This window comes from Microvirga sp. GN3 (assembly GCF_055792825.1).
On the sequence record NZ_JBVVAK010000080.1, the window covers coordinates 1 to 17,677 of the forward strand.

The following is a 17,677-nucleotide window of genomic DNA, read 5'->3' on the forward strand; positions in this document are numbered from 1 at the left end:
ATGCTGTATTGCTCGACGGACTGCCTCTGTCGTTGTGGCGCTCCCATGGAGAACCTGGCCCATAGCGCATCCCTCCATTCCGGCGATAAGAATGCACCATCAAACCCCGGGATCAAACACCTAGGTCGGGCTATTGCCACGAGTCCGCTTAGTTGCTATTCGCGATGGAACTCATAGGCCTGTCCGTCATCGAAGGAGAGGCGGAGCAAATTAAGCTTGGCATTCTTATCGATCTGAAACTGAACGAAACCGTTCGGCAGAGGACCAAGATTGTCGGCCATCGCCGCAAACCGGCCATTCGGCATGACGCGTGCCGTGAAAACACCCCCATCCCAAGGCTCAAGTCGCAGCTTCGCGCCTGTCGCTTGGAGCTCCATGACAAGCGCATCGCCTTCCACTACCACCACCGCCTTGCCGAAGCTTGGGTTGGAGAAACTCCCGGCCAGCGGTGCGAGCGGTGGGAATGGCCGTGGATTCTCGGGCTTGGCAAACAGCTTGGCGGCAGTCCCGAAATTGGCTTTTGCCGCCTTCAACGCATCAGCGACATGATCCACTTTGGCGTTGCCAAGAATGAGGTCCAGAATCCACTGCCCGATTGCATCCGGGAAACCGACGTTCGTTTCGTTAGTGAGGACGATCACGCCGATATTTTTGTCAGGCACCATCCCGACATAGGCACCAAAGGCTGCCGTTCCCCCGTTATGCCAAACGATGTTGCCATTCGGCGTCTGCTGGATGATCCAACCCAGCGCGTAGAACAGCTTGTCGGAGATCGCGACTTTCGGCGTGCGGGTAAAGGCGAGGCTCTCCGGCGAGACGATGCGGTGCCCCTCGAAAGTGCCATTACCGAGCTGCAATCGAACCCAGCGCGCCATATCGTCGATGGTGGAGTTGATGTCGCCGGCTCCACCGAAATCGTACGGGAAAAGTTGCGTGAACGGCACCTCGATCGTGCCCTCGGGTGTCCAACGGTGGCCCTGTGCATGATTGGCCGCGGCTTCGATAGCTTCGGCCGTGTAGGACGAGTTTGTCATCCCCAAGGGCTCGAGCAGCTCCTGACGGAGAACCGTGTCCCCGTCGGCAGCGCCCGCAGCCTTCGCCACAACGCGGCCTGCCAAAAGATGGGTGATGTTGGTATAGGCGAAGGTCGACCGGAAGCTTGAAGCCGGCTCGACATAGCGGAGGGAACGGATCAATGCCGGCTCGGCGAGACCCAACAGCCCGAGTGCGTCGTTGGCGTAGGGCGGTAGTCCGGACCGCTGAGCAAGCAGGTCGAAGACGCGAAACTCTCGCGTCACCCAAGGATCCTTGAGCTGAAATTCCGGATCGAGATCGACGACGCGGTCGTCCCAGCGCAGCTTGCCGCGATCGACCATGATGGCCAGGGTCGTAGCGAGAAAGGCCTTGGTGGTCGAGCCGATCTGGAAGACCGTGCGCGTATCGACCGGCCCCCCACCGGCCTTGCTTCGTACGCCAAAACCCTTGCCGTAAACGAGACGATCATTGGCGACGATCCCGAGGGCGAGACCGGGCAAGTCGAAGGCCTTCATCCCGCCTTCAGCATAGGTCTCGATTTCCGGGATCAGCGCCTGGATCCGCGTCCCTAATGCTGGTCCAGATTCTGACGGTTCCGCAGCCTTCGCGACATCCTGACTGGCTAGAACGGCCAGCGCTACGGCGAGCAAGAGTGGCAGCATGATGCCCACGGCATCGAAGGCTCGTGGCTTTGCGGGCGAGACGGCCAGCACGGCTCGACAGCTCCGGCAAGGGGTCATCATCATAGCAGAGTCCTCCGCCGATGGACGCGATTATTACTCTTATAGCACAACGTGCTCTTCGGCGCTGGCGCGCCTATGGACGAGATCCCAACTTGCTCCCAGCAACGCCTCCGATATGTTGTCGTCGCGCGCGCTCTTACGTTCCGAAATTTCCGCGTTCGGTCAAAAAGGCCTGAATCGTGGCCATTGACGGTCTGCTCATATGCCGAACTAGACTTTTGATCTTCTTCTGGAAGCGACCGGGCCGAAACGCCTCCACGCAATAGCCGTTGGCTGTGCACCGCAAATGATCCACTCTTCGTGGGCCCCCGCCGTTCTGTCGGTCCTATCAGAGCGATAGGACGGCACGAGGGCTTGCATGAATGGCGGTGGGAGCATGAGCGAATCTGCGCTTCACCTCGAAGATCAAGGCGGCGGATCCCCTGCCTTGATCTTCCTTCACTATTTTGCCGGCTCCCTGCGGTCATGGGTCCATGTTGCCGGAGAGCTATCGAGCAGCAGCCGATGCCTGTGCATCGACCTGCCCGGCTTCGGTCGTTCGGCGCCGCTGCCCGCCTACAGCGTGCACTCGGTGGCCCAGGCGGTCGCTCAGTTCATCGGTGAGCTTCGTCTTGAGAGCTACGTTCTGGTTGGCCATTCAATGGGAGGCAAGCTAGCGCTCTCGTGCGCGGCCGCGAACCCTTCGGAGCTGGCAGGACTCGTTCTTGTCGCTCCCTCACCTCCCTCGCCTGAACCGATGGACGAGAAAGAACGAACCCGCCTGCTCGCAACGCATGGCGACCAGACATCGGCGGAGCGAACCATTCGCACGATCACGCGGCGCCCCATCCTGGCAGGAGACGTCGCGATCTGCATTGAAGACAATCTCCTGACCTCGCCCGAGGCCTGGCGCTGGTGGCTCGCGCAGGGCAGCCGCGAGGACATTACGGCGCAAGCCAAGCGAGTTGCCTGCCCAGTTCTGGTGCTGGGCGGGAGCGATGACCCGATCATTCCGCCCCATGTGATCGCTGCCGAGGTCATGTCCCGCCTGGTCGACGCCACCCATATCGAGATTGCGGGAGCCGGACATCTCCTCCCGCTTGAGGCTGCGCAAGAGGTCGGGATGGCGATCCGGAGCTTCGTCGCCCGGAGGTGCCTCCGTACCGGGAGCGGGCCCCCCCGCCTGTGACAGGAGGCGCAGCTGGTTGAGCTCTCGCTCGACCTCTCTATCGGTCGGAGTACGCCATTTGAGGCAGCCGGCCACTGCTGCGCGCCTTTGCGGTGGCCCGCAATCAACGTATGATTTCATGAGAGGCCAGTATCCTGCGTCGGTCGGGCGAGTTCGCCTGACCCCTTTGATCGAGGGGCTTTGGTGGGCCCTGCTTGGAGGCCCGCGATGGCAGCTCCCTGGTTCATGTTTGCGACCGGTATCGAGAACAGCTATCCGACGATCAAGAACGGCAGCGCCCGCGTCGACGAGATGGACAAGTGCGGCCACTACACGCACTGGCGGAGGGATTTCGAACTCCTTCAGGAACTCGACATCCGCTACCTGCGCTACGGGCCGCCGATCCACCGCGTCTGGCTCGGTCACGACCGATATGACTGGAGCTTTCCGGACGAGACATTCGGTGTACTCAAGACCCTCGACGTCGTCCCCATCGTCGATCTCTGCCATTTCGGAGTGCCGGACTGGATCGGCAATTTCCAAAACCCCGATTTTCCGACCCTGTTCGCCGAGTACGCCAGCGCCTTTGCGCAACGATTTCCATGGGTGCAGCTCTATACACCCGTGAACGAGATGTTCGTCTGTGCCACCTTCTCGGCGGCGTATGGCTGGTGGAATGAGCAGCTTGCCAACGACACAGCCTTCGTAACGGCGCTCAAGCACATCGTGAAGGCGAATGTCCTGGCCATGGCGGCAATCCTCGAGATCCGCCCCGATGCGATCTTCATTCAAAGTGAGTCGTCTGAATACTTCCATGCTGACGAGCCCGACGCGATCGGGAACGCCGAGACCCTGAACGCACGCCGGTTCCTCTCCCTCGATCTCAACTACGGTCGCCAGGTCGACTCCGAGATGTACCAGTTCCTTCTGGACAATGGAATGACGCGCGACGAGTACCTGTTCTTTCTGACGCACCATCTGCGGCAGCACTGCATCATGGGGAACGACTACTACATCACGAACGAACATCGGGTCGCGCCCGATGGGCGAACCTGGGCGGCCGGAGAAATCTTCGGATACGCCGAGATCACCCGACAATATTACGACCGCTACCGACTTCCGGTCATGCACACCGAGACGAACTTGGCACAGGGTGCCAACGGTGATGAAGCGGCAATCTGGTTGCGGAAGGAGTGGGCCAACGTCCTGCGGGTCCGCAACAGCGGAGTTCCTATCGTCGGATTCACTTGGTACTCGCTGACGGATCAAGTCGATTGGGACACGGCCTTGCGTGAAGACAATGGCCGAGTGAATCCCCTTGGCCTTTATGATCTGGATCGCAATATCCGGCCTGTCGGCAAGGCCTATCAGCAACTGATCCAGAGATGGCGCAGGGTTCTGCCGACGCAGAGCGTATGCCTCACGCTTCCGATCATTCAGCCGAGCCAATCCGGCAGTGCGCAAGCTATATCCCAGCAGGAAGCGGCTCAGGACCTGCGCCGCGGCACTACGGCATCGCAGACGATGACCGATCATGCGGGATGAACGCGTGCCCGTGCGGCCCGCCCAAGACAAGCCACTTCATGGCGCTCCCTTTCCTCCTGGTCGGCTACATCCTGCTCTGTATGTGGCCGAGTTCATCGGCACGGGCTTGCTGGTGCTACTCGGAATGTCTGTCGTCATCCTCATGTTCGGGCAGGGCAGTCCGGGATCGAGGCTGATCCCTACCGAAGGATTGCGCTTGTTTCTGACGGGAGGATTGTTCGGATCGGTCGGCGCCCTGATTGCAGTCTCGCCCATCGGTCGGATCAGCGGTGCGCACATCAACCCTGCCGTAACGCTTGCATTTTGGCTGGAGGGCAAATTGGCGTGGCGCGATGCGGCTCTTTACATCCTGGCCCAGTTGGCCGGCAGCGTGGTTGGTGCCATGCCTCTCCTGGCTTGGGGATCCATGGGGCAAAGCGTTGCGTTCGGCGCGACGCAGCCGGGACCAGAAGTCCCCGCCTGGGCAGCCATGCTAGGCGAAGCTGGAGTGACGTTTCTGCTCATTCTTGCCATCCTCACCACGGCGGCCCATCCTCGCACACAGCGCTTCACCCCACTCGTCATGCCTGCCGTCCTCTCGATCCTGGTATGGCTGGAGGCTCCCATCTCCGGTGCAAGTGCAAACCCAGCGCGCTCGTTTGGACCGGCTCTTGTGGCCAATATACCCATAGACCCCTGGATCTACATGGTGGGGCCTTCGCTCGGAGCAGTCTTGTATGCTGGCCTCGTCCGACTTGAGGCTGTCCACCTGCCCCGCGTGACGGTCGCCCGCCTATTCCATTTCCATCTTGAGGTCTAGCGCATCGTGCGGGCTCGAAGGGCCGCGCTAGTGAAAAGTGGATCCGGTTTTCCGCACTAGACGATGCGCACATTAAAGTACGAGGCATCGGATGGATCCCAAAAGTGCAAATCCACTTTTGGGTCCGATGCTCTAGCAAGCAAAGAACGGTAGACTTGGGCCCTTATTTGATCGCCATACCCATCATGGGAAAGATGGAGTTTGACCACACTCTCCGAGGCTTGTTGAACAGACCTTGCGCACCCCTCTACTTCCGCCCGATTGCAGCCGAATAGGGGCCTTGCAACGGCCGGATCTGCACATCCTGAAAGCCGGCCTCCTCCATCCAGTTTCGGCAGTCCGCACCGGTGTAGTCGAAGCCGGCAGGAGTCTCGATGAGCATGTTCAGGCTCATGAGCAGACCGAACGCATTTTCGCGGCGTCCATCATCGATCATGGCGTCGTAGGCGATGAGCGCACCTCCCTTGGGCAGCGCCTCGTGGGCCTTCCGCAGGAGCAGCTTCTTTTCCTGGAGACCCCAATCGTGAAGGATATGGCCCATCACGAGAACATCGACACCGGGAAGAGGGTCTTTGAAGAAATCGCCAGCCTGGAAGGTCAAGCGCTGGTCGAGCCCCTGTTGTGCCACATACCGCTCGAATACCGGTTGCACGGCGGGGAGATCGAAGCCGTAGCCGGTCAGGTGAGGATGAGCGCGGGCAATCTCCACGGTCAGGCCACCCTGGGCGCAACCAACATCGGCAAAGGTGCGATACTCGGCCCAAGGGAAAGCGTTTGCGATCGCCCGTGCGGTGGGCAGGCTTAGGCCCGTCATGGCACTGAGGAACAGTTCCAGGCGTGCGGGCTCCGCATAGATAGCCGCGAACAGGTCAGGCTCCCCGTGCCGGATCTCGTTCTGTGGCAGACCGGTCCTGAGCGCCTCGGTAAGATTGCCCCAGAACCGGTAGAGCCGCCCGTTCATCATCTCGAGCATGCCCCCGACATACGAGGGCTTGTTGCGGTCGAGGTAGAGGTCTGTTTCGGGTGTGTTCGTGTAGCGTCCATCCGGATCCCGCTGGAGCATGCCGAGGGCCACCAGCGCATCCAGGAAATCGTGGGCGCTGCGCTCGTGCAAGCCCAGCGCATCGCGGACCTGCGCGACCTCGAGCGGTCCGCTCTCAGCAAGCTTCGTAAAGATCCCTAGCTCCACGGCACTGAGAAGCGTCTTGGAGGCCCAGAAGGCGCTCCCGAGTTGGAGAATCTTCTCGGGAGATATCGCTGTCGTCGGTGTCATTGGATGTCTCCTCCGCTAGGAATGGATGCGGCGAGCCATTGGCACGGCTTCACCGGCAGCGACCTGGATTCCCGGGAGACGGAGAGCGGATCTTCGCGCACCCGAGCGCGACGATGATGCAGGAGAGAAGACAGATTACGACTGCAATCAGGTGTTACCCCGCCGGCAGACAATCACCAGTCCCGGGCGCTACGGGCAGGAAGCTCCGGAGCCCGCCACACGATGATTGGCCCAGCCAGCGAGGACCACTCCTGTGCGGCATGATCGCTCCACGATTCCTTATGCTGCCCTGCTCGTGATATCCTTCCCATCGTCAGTCAGGAGCACGAGCGTGAGAACGGAAGATATCAAAGCCGATCTTCTCCGCAGAGCGGGTGGCACCCTCAGTGCGCCCGATGCGGCCCGCATGCTCGGCATGGATGTCGTCACGTTGCAGGAGCTGGCAGCCGAGGGCGCGGTCATTGCCCTGCCTCTCCCGGGTGGCACCGCCTATCCGGCATGTCAGCTCGAGATCGGCGGCATGGTGTCAGGACTGTCCGATGCGCTCCGCTCCATGCCGATCCGCTCGCCATGGATGCGCCTCGAGTGGCTGCTCACCGCGGATCCTGCCCTCGGTGGCACGTCACCAATTGAGGCCCTACGACGGGGACATGTCACCGAAGTTATTCAGATTGCCCACTCTCACAAAGCCGACTGAGCTGCTGGTTTTTTGCATACGCCCGGCCATGCCGCACGGGCGGCTGCTCAGGATCTCTCCCGACGAAACAAACCCGCTGCTCTGAATCAACAGAGCAGCGGAGGTGAGAATTGTTAGCGGGCCGGGACCAGCTTGGTGACATCGCGGGCCGCCCGCTCGACGGCCGCGCGCGAGTAAACGAGCGGTACATAGTCGCCGGCCGTCCAGAGTGGAGCCAAGTCGCGGTAGTGGGCGCTGAACGGATTGCCCGACTGACCGGGAGTGCTGATGGTCACGCTCTGGTCCCAGTTGCCGACATCCAGAACCATCCGGAAGGATGCGCCCGCTGTCACGCGGAAGTCGGACGAGCGGTAGGACGCTGCACGGGGGCTGAAGGCGGAGCCGCCCATCGCCAGCCGGCCCACCATCATCTGAGCGCGGGTTGGATCGTCCGCCAGGGGAGCCAGGGCGTGCTCGAACTGCGCGTGATGCAGCTTGCCCCAGGTCCAGTTCGAGGTGTCCGGACCGAGCGCTTGGCGCACCTCGTTCATGGCGCTCCCCAGGCTTTCGAGCAGGATCTGCTGGCGGGCTACGATTGGATCAGGGCCAAGAGCCTTGTCAGGGTTCCCAAGGTAATCGACGACCGCCGCGATGTCGCTCGTGCCGAGGGCCGCGCGGGCTGGTTCAGGAATCGCCTTCGCAGTCAGAGCGCGCCCGAGATGCTTCGTCATCCAGACCTCAAACAGAGCTGCGGCGGCACTGTCCGCCGAAGCGCGATGATCCCATTGCTTGAGCAGTCTTAACCCCTCAGCGAGCATAGGATCTTCGGATGCTATCGGCTCAAGCAGCTTGACCAGCCGACGTCCGTTGACGGTGTAATCGTCCGTCTGCAGAGCCATGGCGTCGGCAAGCGTGATCTTCTCCTTCGATGCAAGAACTTCCTTGATACGGGTGATGCGCGAGGGATCCGACCATTCGAAGCCAACCTTGCGCTCGGCCACCGGATAGCCGGCTGGAAGGTTCATTTCGTTCGCGGTGGCGAACCAACCGCTTTCCGGATTATAGACCTGCGGCAGTTCCTCGCCTTTCAGGAACCCGGACCACTCGTAGCGGCCGTCGCCGGGAACCGGCATGAGACCATCCCAATTCGGGCGCAGCGGCGAGCGGCCACCGACAATCCAGCCGATGTTGCCCGAGGCGTCGGCATAGACCTGGTTCTCGGAGGGGGCGCCCCAATTCGCCATGGCTTTCTTGAAGCCGTTCCAATCCTTGGCGGTCATGTACTCCGCCGAGTTGAAATAGGCCGAGGTGCCGGGCTCGAACCAGACGGAGCGCATAGCGAACGCTCGGCGCTGTGCCGGATCAGCATGCAGGATGGGGCCATGTCGCGTGAAGCGGAGTTCGACCTCGCGTGGCGTTTCGCCTTTCACCTCGATCGTCTCGCGCACAACCCTGATATCCTCCCAGCCGTCGCGGTAGCGGTACTGGTTGGGATTGCCCGGATTGAGCTCGTAGACGAAGAGATCCTCCTGATCGATGGCAAAGATGGTCAGGCCAAAGGCGATCTGGCCATTGTGCCCGATAGAGATGCCAGGGAGTGCCGGCTCTCCGGCACCGATCACCGAGAGTTCGGGTGAGTTGAGGTGCACGATATAGCGCAGCGACGGCACGCTATGCGCCCGGTGCGGATCATTGGCCAGGATCGGACGGCCTGTCGCCGTGCGACTGGGCGCAATGGTCCAGTTGTTCGAGCCGATGGTGCTCACACGATCATCCGCCTCGGCGAGGAACTTGTCGGGATCAATTGAAGTGCGCTGCTGTCCCGGCTTTGCAAAGGTGACATCGCGCGTTGCAAGCTGATAGTCGTTCAGCACCTCGCGTGGGATCGAACAAGGGTCGAGACCATCAGGCATCTTGGTGGTCCAGTCAGGTTCGATCTTGCGCCGGAAACGATCGGCCTCGAGCCCGGCTGCGCAAGCCACGCGCGCCCGTGACACCTCAGATGCAACATTGCGGGTGAGACTATGGCTTCGGATGCGCACGACATCTTCGGGCGTCCAGCGATCGGGCATCGTTCCGGCTACTCGAAATTCGACCGGAACAGGCCTGCGACCGCTACGCGCCTCGTCGACAAAGGCATTGATGCCGGCCACGAACGCTTCCGTATAGTTCTTTGCATCAGGACCATAGGCGGCCCATTCTTGATTCATGTCACCGCGATAGAGGAACAGCCGAGTCGCCCGGTCCTGTGCGACGTAGCTGGGGCCGAAGTCCTTCGCGAGCAGGCCCAGGCCGCGCTTGCGCCAGAGATCGATCTGCCAGAGCCGGTCGCGTGCCGCATTGTAGCCCTGTAAAAAGATCGCGTCGCGGGTGCTGCCGGCATAGATATGCGGGATGCCCCATTGATCGACGATCAGCTCGGCGGGCTGCTGGAGCCCCTGTACCTCGTGTGAACTTGTCCGGGCCGCACTCGACATCTCGGCCCAGGCCGGAATGGCCGTGCTCGCAAGCAGAGCACTGATGTAGGGCACGAGACGTGCGGTTCGGGTCAGCGTCCTCATCGTATGTTCCTCCCTGTCAACGAACGGTCTGTTCCCTTTCTCTCCAGGATAGGAGTGGCGCGCAGGAATCAGATCAGCCCGATGGTCGGACTTTGGACAGGGTTGGAACAATTGCATTCCTGACAGGGCTGGTATCAGGATCGAGCGGGTTGTCGGGACAGTAAGCGACACTAGTTCGCCAGATCGCGCCAATTCAGGCCACAAACAGATGCTATGGATGAGGTGTTGTCCCCTGGCACGGTAGCGGGGCACGGTAGCGGGCCCGGCCGGAGAGCTTTACCGGAGCGCTTCGCCCAGCTGGGTCAGCTCCGTGCCAATCTGACATGGCCTTCATAAGGCAACATCCAATCTCACCTCGTTCGAATGACGATACCATTGCCAGCCGCTTGAACATCCTGCGTCTGTCTCCCGGCAAGGTCGTTGCCCGGCGATAGGAAAGAACGAGTTGCGACAGAACCACCAGAAGAGGTTGTGTGACGCTCGTCACAGCAAGTCGTGAGGCCATATGCGACGCTTGGAATCAGTAACAGGAGGTTTCGATGAACTTGAAGACCCTTCGCCTGATCTCCATCCCCAAGGTGGCTCACTGGCTCAAGACGCTCCTCATTGTTCGGCAGCCGGTTCCAGTTAGGGTTGTTGCTTGTCCGCGCTACGTGTCGACCAGCCGTTCCCTTGCTGTGATCTCCGTGCTTGGTGGCTTGGTTGCATTCGGGCCCTCGTCCGCTCACGCTCAGGTGGTATGTGCTACCCGAGAGAAACTCGTGGAGCTGTTGTCCGATCAGTACAAGGAAAGCCCTGTCGGGATCGGCTTGGCACAGTCAGGGCAGGTTCTGGAAGTCTTCGCCTCTTCGTCCGGCTCGTGGTCAATGGTGATGACAGCGACTGACGGCAAGACATGCATCATCGCCGCTGGAGACAACTGGGAGATGGTCACCAAGGTGAAGGGGACTGGTATCTGACGCTTCTCCATCCGCCGGGAGGCATGAGGATATCGTCAACCCAACCGGTTAAAGGGCCAGCGCAAAAGTGGAGCAGTGCCAACCGGTGAACTATTCTGACAGTCTCTCACCTGTCGCCGCATCGAAAATGTGTATTTTGGCGGCAGGTAACGTGTAGGATACACGCGCATCGACCCCATGGTCACGCCGCTCCAGCACGAATACCTTCAACGTACCATGATTTGTTCCGATGTGAACGATGGTTCCCAGCCCCATCGGCTCCACGAGTTCGACCTGTCCCGTAAGCGCCCCCTCTTTTTGGTCCGTTATCCTGACGTCCTCCGGACGTATCCCCACTTTCACGATCTGGTTATCCTGTCCCGGGATTCGGGAGACGACAGACACCCTCTCGCCCGAGCCGAACTCGATAGCCGTATGTTCCCCGTCACGGCGGAGGACACCATCAAGAATGTTGATGGCGGGGGAGCCAATGAAGCCCGCGACGAAGAGGTTGGCTGGGCGCTCGTAAAGATCGAGCGGCGTACCGACCTGCTGGATGACGCCTCCGTTCATGGCGACGATACGATCTGCCAGGGTCATAGCCTCCACCTGGTCATGGGTGACGTAGATCGATGTCGTCCCCAGGTCGCGATGCAACTTCTTGATTTCGACACGCATCTGTTCGCGGAGACGCGCATCGAGATTCGACAAGGGTTCATCGAATAAAAAAGCTTTCGGCTGGCGCACGATCGAACGCCCCATGGCGACGCGCTGGCGCTGCCCTCCGGACAGTGTCCGGGGCTTACGATCCAGCAAGGTATCCAGTCCGAGCTTGTGGGCGGCCGCAGAGATGACGCTGACCATACGGTCCGCCGGCGTACCACGGAGCCTCAGGCTGTAGTTCATGTTGTCTCGGACGGTCATGTGCGGGTACAGGGCATAGGACTGGAACACCATGGCAATGTCCCGGTCCTTGGGTGCAAGCTCGTTGACCACCTGCCCACCGATGCGGATCGCGCCGCTGGTGATACCCTCGAGCCCGGCGATCATGCGCAGAAGCGTGGACTTGCCACAGCCCGAGGGCCCGACTAGGACAACGAACTCCCCATCGTGAATTGACAAGTCGATATTGTGAAGGACGGGCACCACCCCATAGGTCTTGCGGACACCCTGAATATCGATCGAAGCCATGACGGGATCCCTTAGCCTTTGACCGCACCAGCCGTGAGGCCCTGGACGAGATAACGCTGGATGAGGAGGAAGAAGAGGCAGGCGGGGATTAGCGCCAGAATACCTGCCGCCATCATCTGTCCGAAATCGACGGAGAACTTCGATACGAAGCTCAGGAGCCCCACCGGAAACGTGCTGGCCTCAGCCTTTGACACCAGCATCAGGGCGAAGAGCAATTCGCTCCAGGCGGCCGTGAACACGAAGCCGAGGGTGGCGGCGACACCCGGGAGCGTCAGCGGGAGAATGATCTGCCGAAAGGCGCGGAAGCGCGATGCGCCGTCGATCATCGCGGCTTCCTCCAGATCCCTCGGAATGCCATCGAAGAAGGACTGCATCAGGAAGGTTGCGAATGGAATGTTGAATGCGGTGTAGACGATGACCAGACCGGTCAGGCTGTTCGTCAGCCCGAGCGGCGAGAAGAGCTTGAAGATCGGCGCCACCAGCATGACGAGCGGGAACATCTGCGTGACAAGCATCAAACCCACCAGCCACATCTTGCCGCGAAAGCTGAAGCGGGACATGGCATAGCCAGAGAAGGCAGCGACGAGCGTCACCACGACGGCGGTGCCACCCGAAACGATGAGACTGTTCTTGAAGAAGAGCGGAAAATCGCTGTGGGCGAGCACGAAGGCATAATGGTTAAGCGACGTGCGCGACGGCCAGAACCGGATGCCCTCGCTATAGAGAAGGTCATTAGGTGTAACTGAGACCTTGAGCAGCCAGTAGAGGGGAAACAGGGCGAAGGTCACATAAATGGCAAGCAGCCCGTAATGCAGGATCCAGTAGGAGGTATTGCGCGTGGAGGATTTCACAGGCACGTCCTCATCGTCTCAGCAAGGCCTGACGGAGCAGGATGATCACGAAGGAATAGGCGAGGAGTAGAACCAGAAGGACCACTGCCACCGCGGAGGCATAGCCGAAATCGAGCCGTCGGAAGGCCTGGGTGAAGATGTAGCTCGACACGATCTGCGTGCTGTCGGCCGGGCCGCCGTTGGTCATGACGATGATCAGATCGGCAAAATTGGCGATCCAGACGGTCCGCAACAGCACCGCGATGGCAATCGTCGGAGCCAGGAATGGGATGGTGATGTCGGTAAAGCACCGCCACGCACCCGCCCCATCGATGGATGCTGCCTCATAAATGTCCTGCGGAATGGACTGGAGCGCGGCGAGCAGCGTGATGGCGAAGAATGGAATGCCCCACCAGACATTGGCGATGATCGGCCCCCAGATCGCGAGGTCCGGATCGGACAGAATGTTCTCTGGGCTGGAGAGAATGCCGACAGCCGCCATCCAGTGCGGCAGCGGACCGACCACCGGGTTGAACAGCCAAGCCCAGTTGAGCCCGGACAGGAAAGTCGGCACTGCCCAAGGCAGAAAGACCAGCGCCTGTACGACACCCCGCCCTGGAAACGCATTGTTCAAGAGTAGTGCCAGCACCAAACCGAAGGCAAATTGGAGCGCAACGGACGCGAAGGTCCAGACCAGCGTGTTTCGCATTGCATGCCAGAACGCCGAATCGGTCCAGAGGGCCTCGAAATGCTCCGTCCCCACAAAGCCGCCGCTGAAGGGATTAAGCAGTTGCATGTCGCGGAAGGAATAGGACAGACCGATCACGAGCGGCACGAGCATGATGGTCGCGATCAGGATCACGGAGGGAGCGATATAGAGATAAGGCTCTGCCTTCAGTGCGAGCCTGCGTAACGGCGTGCGCTGCGGATGCGTGGCCTCCTCGACGAAGGACATCGTGGACATGCGGCCCTCCTGGAACAATCAGAGCTGAACGGCGCGGCACAGGCTGCCGCGCCGTCCCAGACTTACTTTTTCGACGCGAGATATTTCTTCTGCGCCTTGGTCATGTAGTCGGCCCATTGTGCCGCCATGTCCTTCGGGGCGATCTGTCCGAGGAGCGCCTGCTGGCTCGTCTTCACTGCGAGCGAATCAGCAAAGAAAGCGAATTCCTGCAGGTAGGTCGGCATGATGGTCGGCACAACGTTCTTATCCGCCAATTCTTCGAACCAGCCCTTGAACTGCGGGCCGGAATAGAATGGATCGGTCTCGGCGGACTTGTAGATCGGCAGCGCACCCGTCCTCTTGTTCCACGCAATGTTGCCGTCCGGGCTCGCAAGCGCCGAGATGAGCTTCCAGGACAGCTCCTTGTTCCTACTGTTGGCGAACATCGACCAGCCGGCATAGCCGATGGTCGGGAAGGCCTTGCCGGCCGGGCCCTTCGGGAACGGCGCCACGCCGTACTCATCGGGCTTCATGCGTTCGGCAATGGCGATGAGCGCATCCGGATCCTGGTCGAGCATCGCGCAGGTGCTGGAATAGAAGCCCGCCACGATCTCATTGAAGCCCCAGTTGACGCTATCCTTCGGCGCATAGCCCTTCTTGTAGAGATCCGTGAGATACGTGACTCCCTTCACCCAGCCCTCGTCGGCGAAAGTGGAGGTTCCGTCCTGCTTGAAGAAGGTGTTGTCGCCCGCCATGGTGGCGCCGAACATCACCCATCCATTGAGGCCACCGGGCCCGCCGCGCAGGCAGTAGCCGTATTTGCCCGGAACGGCAGAGACTTTCTTCGACACATCCTCGAATTCCTCAAGGGTCTTCGGGGGTTCTTTCACACCCGCCTGCTCGAAGAGCTTTTTGTTGTAGAACATCGCGCGCAGGTAAAAGCCGTAAGGCAGCATATAGGCCGTGTTCTTGACGGTTCGTCCGACCTCCAGGGCCTTGTCTGTGAGCCCAGCGGTGTTCGGCCATGTCTTCAGGTAGGGCTCGAGGCTCTCCAGCGCGCCATTGTTGGCGTAAAGCGACAGCCAGCGGTCCGGCATCTCGACCACGTCGGGCGTGTCGCCGGCAGACACCATGGTGGCAAATTTCTCAAACGCTTGCCCCCATGGCAGGGACGTGATCTCCACTTTGACACCGGGATTGGCATCCTCAAAGCTCTTCACGATGCCCTTCAGCGTCTCCGTGCGCTCGGGGCTGGTGATGACTTCGGTGAGTTTCAGGGTTGTTTGGGCGAGAGCGCTGCCGGCAAAGACGGTGGCGAGCGCAGTGGCGAGCAATAGGCGTTGGATCATGGTCTTCCCTCTGTCTTGTTCGTCGCGAAGATGTTCGACCGCTCCTATGTGAAGGTTCATGTCAGGTCATTTTCGCCTCCCTGATGGCCTGGAAGAGATCGGCAACCAGCGCGTCCTGGCCCTCAAGGCCCACATGGAGGCGCACGATGCGTTCCGATACGCCGAAATCAGTCGCCGAGTTAGGACCGGCGGCCTGCACACGCACCACCTGCGCCGGAACCACGAGGCTCTCGTGTCCGCCCCAGCTCACGCCGAGTTTGAAGAAGCGCAGGGCGTCGGCGAATCTCGGAATATCAACACTGCCGTCGAACTCGAATGAGAAGAGACCGGACGTCCCCTGTAGCCCGTCGGGCAGGGCATTGCCGAGACCAGGATGATGGACCGCGACCACGTCGGGACGCTCGGCGAGTTGGCGCGCAACGTGGAGCCCGGCGGCCTCATGGGCCCGCATGCGGATCGGCAGCGTCCGCAGGCCACGCAGGAGGAGCCAGGCATCGAAGGGAGACAGCTTGCCACCGAGATAGGGGTAGATGCGAGAACGAATCTCCCCGATCAGGGCCTTTGAGCCGACCACCACGCCCGCCACCACATCGCTATGACCGCCGATATATTTCGAGGCGGAGTGCAGCACGAGGTCCACGCCGAGAGTGAGCGGCTGCTGAAAGATCGGACTCGCCCAGCTGTTGTCGATGATGGAGATCGCGCCGTACTCGCGGGCCATCTTTGCCATCGTGGCGACATCATGGACATGCATGAGCCAGCTGGTCGGGCTTTCCATGTAGAAGAGACGTGCGCCGGGTAGAGCGCGCCGCACCGCATCGAGATCGCGACCGTCCACATAATCGACCGTCACGTTCATACCCTTGAGATAGGTCTGGAAGAGACGATAGGCGTCGGGATAGACATGCTCGACGCACAGGATCCGATCGCCGGGCCGAATGAAGGCCAGGACGGTAGAAGAGATCGCCGCCATGCCGCTGGCAAATCCGATGGCATCCTCGCCGCATTCCAGGGCGGCCATCTTCTCCTCGAACAGACGAACCGTCGGATTGAGGCCCCGCGTATAGGTGGGACGAACCTTCTCGCCGCGATAGGTCGCCTCCATCTCTGCATAGGAGCCGAAGGTGAAGAGGGAGGTCTGGGCGATCGGCGGCACGACTGCCTCGTAGGCATGGTCCCCGTCGTGAGCGAGGATGGCCATGGCACGTGCCAGCGGATCGACAGGTGGGCTCATTTGATCATGTCCTTGATATCTTCCTCCACGATGGCGAGGATCGCGAGGGTCTTGGCTCGGGCGGCATCGGGGTCCTTGGCTGCAATCGCCTCGAACAGCTCACGATGAAAAGGGAAAGAGCGGGCGGCGAAGTCGACCCGCACGCGCGACATCCCGAACAGGGTCTGCACGCTGTCGCGCATCTGGGACAGAAGCTGGTTGAAGATCGGATTGCCGCTGGCATCGTAGATCGACAGGTGGAAAGCGAGATCCTCCGGACCGGCGCAGCCCTTCTCACGATGCACCGCTTCCATGATCAGGAGCTTCGACTCGATCCGCTCGAGATCGGTTGCCCCCGCCCTCATCGCGGCAAGAGCGCTTGCCTCGACCTCCAGACCCCGTCGGACCTCCAGCATCTGCAGAAGTCCGTTGCGCCCGCTGTCAACCGCGAGCGGAAGGTGCATGGTCTCCGGCGAGATCCGACGCACCAGATAGGTGCCGCTGCCCCTGCGGCTCTCGACGACACCCAGCGCCTGCCAGTGTCTGATCACTTCGCGGATGGTGGAGCGTCCGACCGAAAGTTCCGCCATCAGTTCGCGTTCCGGCGGGAGACAATCTCCGGGCTGAAGATCCGAGCGTCCTATGAAGTCGGCGACGGCTCGCATCGCACCCGAGAGGCGTGCCGATGTGACACGGGGAGCTTGAGGTCGCCACTCATCCTGCACAGCGTGAGCCTCCAGTGCCGAACCCTATGCCTGAAAGCGTCCGCCCTGGGGCGATCGCCTCAAATTGGTCTGACAACTTTAAAGCTGAATGAAGGCTGGAATCTTGTCAAGGCGCCCGTGAAGGCACGACCGGACTCGCAAGCCGAGCCAAGTGAGATTTAACCCCTATGACCAGTTGTGGCCGGGGCTCGAGCCCGGCCATGCTGCCCCCGCATGCGCAATCCACGGGAGGGGGCGACAGCGATGGCTGATCTCGACAAGGGCATCACACCGGCGGGCGAAGGATATCGGGGCAAGTCGTGGACAATCCTCGGCCAGACTTATTTTCCGAAGGCCTCTTGCGACTCGACCTTTGCCTTCGAAACCAACAGCGATCCTGGACAGCATGTTCCGGTTCATATCCATCCCACGCAGGACGAGTTCATCCTGGTGCTTGAGGGAGAACTCCATCTGAAGCTCGATGGCGCCTGGAGCGTGGCGAAGGCCGGCGACCTGGTACGCATGCCGCGGGGCATCCCGCACGGCTACTTCAACAAGTCGGATGTGCCGGCACGCGCCTTGTTCTGGGTTTCGCCCGCAGGCAAGTTGGAAGCGCTCTTCGATGCGCTGCACGAACTGAGCGACATTCCACGCGTTCTGCAACTCTCCGCGGAACACGAGATCAATTTTCTCCCGCCCGAAGCGAACGAGTGAGGCAGGAAAAGGGATC

The 17,677-nt window shown here is 60.8% G+C and carries 15 protein-coding genes; 6 read left to right on the forward strand and 9 right to left on the reverse strand.

Annotation, left to right across the window (positions count from 1 at the left end; translation table 11 throughout):
- Window positions 1–155: 155 nt before the first annotated feature.
- Window positions 156–1,781, reverse strand: coding sequence for a serine hydrolase (locus ACS5Q1_RS29385; RefSeq protein WP_473101522.1), 1,626 nt, complete (start codon window positions 1,779–1,781; stop codon window positions 156–158).
- 373 nt (window positions 1,782–2,154) lie between these two features.
- On the opposite strand from ACS5Q1_RS29385, the gene ACS5Q1_RS29390 reads away from it, so the two are divergent.
- The 3 genes from ACS5Q1_RS29390 (at window position 2,155) to ACS5Q1_RS29400 (ending at window position 5,269) form a co-directional block, all read left to right on the forward strand.
- Window positions 2,155–2,946, forward strand: a complete 792-nt coding sequence (locus ACS5Q1_RS29390; protein ID WP_473101523.1) for an alpha/beta fold hydrolase — start codon at window positions 2,155–2,157, stop codon at window positions 2,944–2,946.
- Between the two features lie 207 nt (window positions 2,947–3,153).
- A complete protein-coding gene (locus ACS5Q1_RS29395) occupies window positions 3,154–4,470 on the forward strand; it encodes a family 1 glycosylhydrolase (protein ID WP_473101524.1) in 1,317 nt (438 codons plus the stop codon).
- A complete protein-coding gene (locus ACS5Q1_RS29400; protein WP_473101525.1) occupies window positions 4,460–5,269 on the forward strand; it encodes an MIP/aquaporin family protein in 810 nt (269 codons plus the stop codon). Before ACS5Q1_RS29395 ends, ACS5Q1_RS29400 begins: the two co-directional genes overlap by 11 nt.
- A 247-nt stretch (window positions 5,270–5,516) precedes the next feature.
- Here the strand turns inward: ACS5Q1_RS29400 and ACS5Q1_RS29405 are convergent, their stop codons facing one another.
- Window positions 5,517–6,542 (reverse strand): methyltransferase, encoded by a 1,026-nt coding sequence (locus ACS5Q1_RS29405; protein ID WP_473101526.1) that lies wholly within the window; start codon window positions 6,540–6,542, stop codon window positions 5,517–5,519.
- 331 nt (window positions 6,543–6,873) lie between these two features.
- On the opposite strand from ACS5Q1_RS29405, the gene ACS5Q1_RS29410 reads away from it, so the two are divergent.
- Window positions 6,874–7,239: an Rv2175c family DNA-binding protein gene (locus ACS5Q1_RS29410; RefSeq protein WP_473101527.1), complete on the forward strand. Its 366-nt coding sequence runs from the start codon at window positions 6,874–6,876 to the stop codon at window positions 7,237–7,239.
- Between the two features lie 113 nt (window positions 7,240–7,352).
- On the opposite strand, the gene ACS5Q1_RS29415 is transcribed toward ACS5Q1_RS29410, so the two are convergent.
- Window positions 7,353–9,779, reverse strand: coding sequence for a penicillin acylase family protein (locus ACS5Q1_RS29415; protein WP_473101528.1), 2,427 nt, complete (start codon window positions 9,777–9,779; stop codon window positions 7,353–7,355).
- A gap of 539 nt (window positions 9,780–10,318) precedes the next feature.
- On the opposite strand from ACS5Q1_RS29415, the gene ACS5Q1_RS29420 reads away from it, so the two are divergent.
- Entirely contained in the window at window positions 10,319–10,738 is a 420-nt protein-coding gene (locus ACS5Q1_RS29420; protein ID WP_473101529.1) for a hypothetical protein, read from the forward strand.
- A gap of 90 nt (window positions 10,739–10,828) precedes the next feature.
- Here the strand turns inward: ACS5Q1_RS29420 and ACS5Q1_RS29425 are convergent, their stop codons facing one another.
- From ACS5Q1_RS29425 to ACS5Q1_RS29450, 6 genes are all read right to left on the reverse strand, one after another.
- On the reverse strand, window positions 10,829–11,908 hold the full coding sequence (locus ACS5Q1_RS29425; protein WP_473101530.1) for an ABC transporter ATP-binding protein: 1,080 nt from the start codon (window positions 11,906–11,908) through the stop codon (window positions 10,829–10,831).
- A gap of 11 nt (window positions 11,909–11,919) precedes the next feature.
- Window positions 11,920–12,726: a carbohydrate ABC transporter permease gene (locus ACS5Q1_RS29430; protein ID WP_473101552.1), complete on the reverse strand. Its 807-nt coding sequence runs from the start codon at window positions 12,724–12,726 to the stop codon at window positions 11,920–11,922.
- Between the two features lie 43 nt (window positions 12,727–12,769).
- Window positions 12,770–13,693, reverse strand: a complete 924-nt coding sequence (locus tag ACS5Q1_RS29435) for a carbohydrate ABC transporter permease (protein ID WP_473101553.1) — start codon at window positions 13,691–13,693, stop codon at window positions 12,770–12,772.
- Window positions 13,694–13,764: 71 nt separating this feature from the next.
- Window positions 13,765–15,030, reverse strand: a complete 1,266-nt coding sequence (locus tag ACS5Q1_RS29440; protein ID WP_473101531.1) for an ABC transporter substrate-binding protein — start codon at window positions 15,028–15,030, stop codon at window positions 13,765–13,767.
- 61 nt (window positions 15,031–15,091) lie between these two features.
- Window positions 15,092–16,264: a PLP-dependent transferase gene (locus ACS5Q1_RS29445; RefSeq protein WP_473101532.1), complete on the reverse strand. Its 1,173-nt coding sequence runs from the start codon at window positions 16,262–16,264 to the stop codon at window positions 15,092–15,094.
- Window positions 16,261–16,908 carry a FadR/GntR family transcriptional regulator gene (locus ACS5Q1_RS29450; RefSeq protein ID WP_473101554.1) on the reverse strand — a complete coding sequence of 216 codons (648 nt, stop codon included), beginning with the start codon at window positions 16,906–16,908 and terminating at the stop codon, window positions 16,261–16,263. Before ACS5Q1_RS29450 ends, ACS5Q1_RS29445 begins: the two co-directional genes overlap by 4 nt.
- Window positions 16,909–17,211: 303 nt before the next feature.
- Here ACS5Q1_RS29450 and ACS5Q1_RS29455 point away from each other — a divergent pair, with 303 nt between their 5' ends.
- Window positions 17,212–17,661: a cupin domain-containing protein gene (locus ACS5Q1_RS29455; protein ID WP_473101533.1), complete on the forward strand. Its 450-nt coding sequence runs from the start codon at window positions 17,212–17,214 to the stop codon at window positions 17,659–17,661.
- Window positions 17,662–17,677 lie beyond the last annotated feature (16 nt).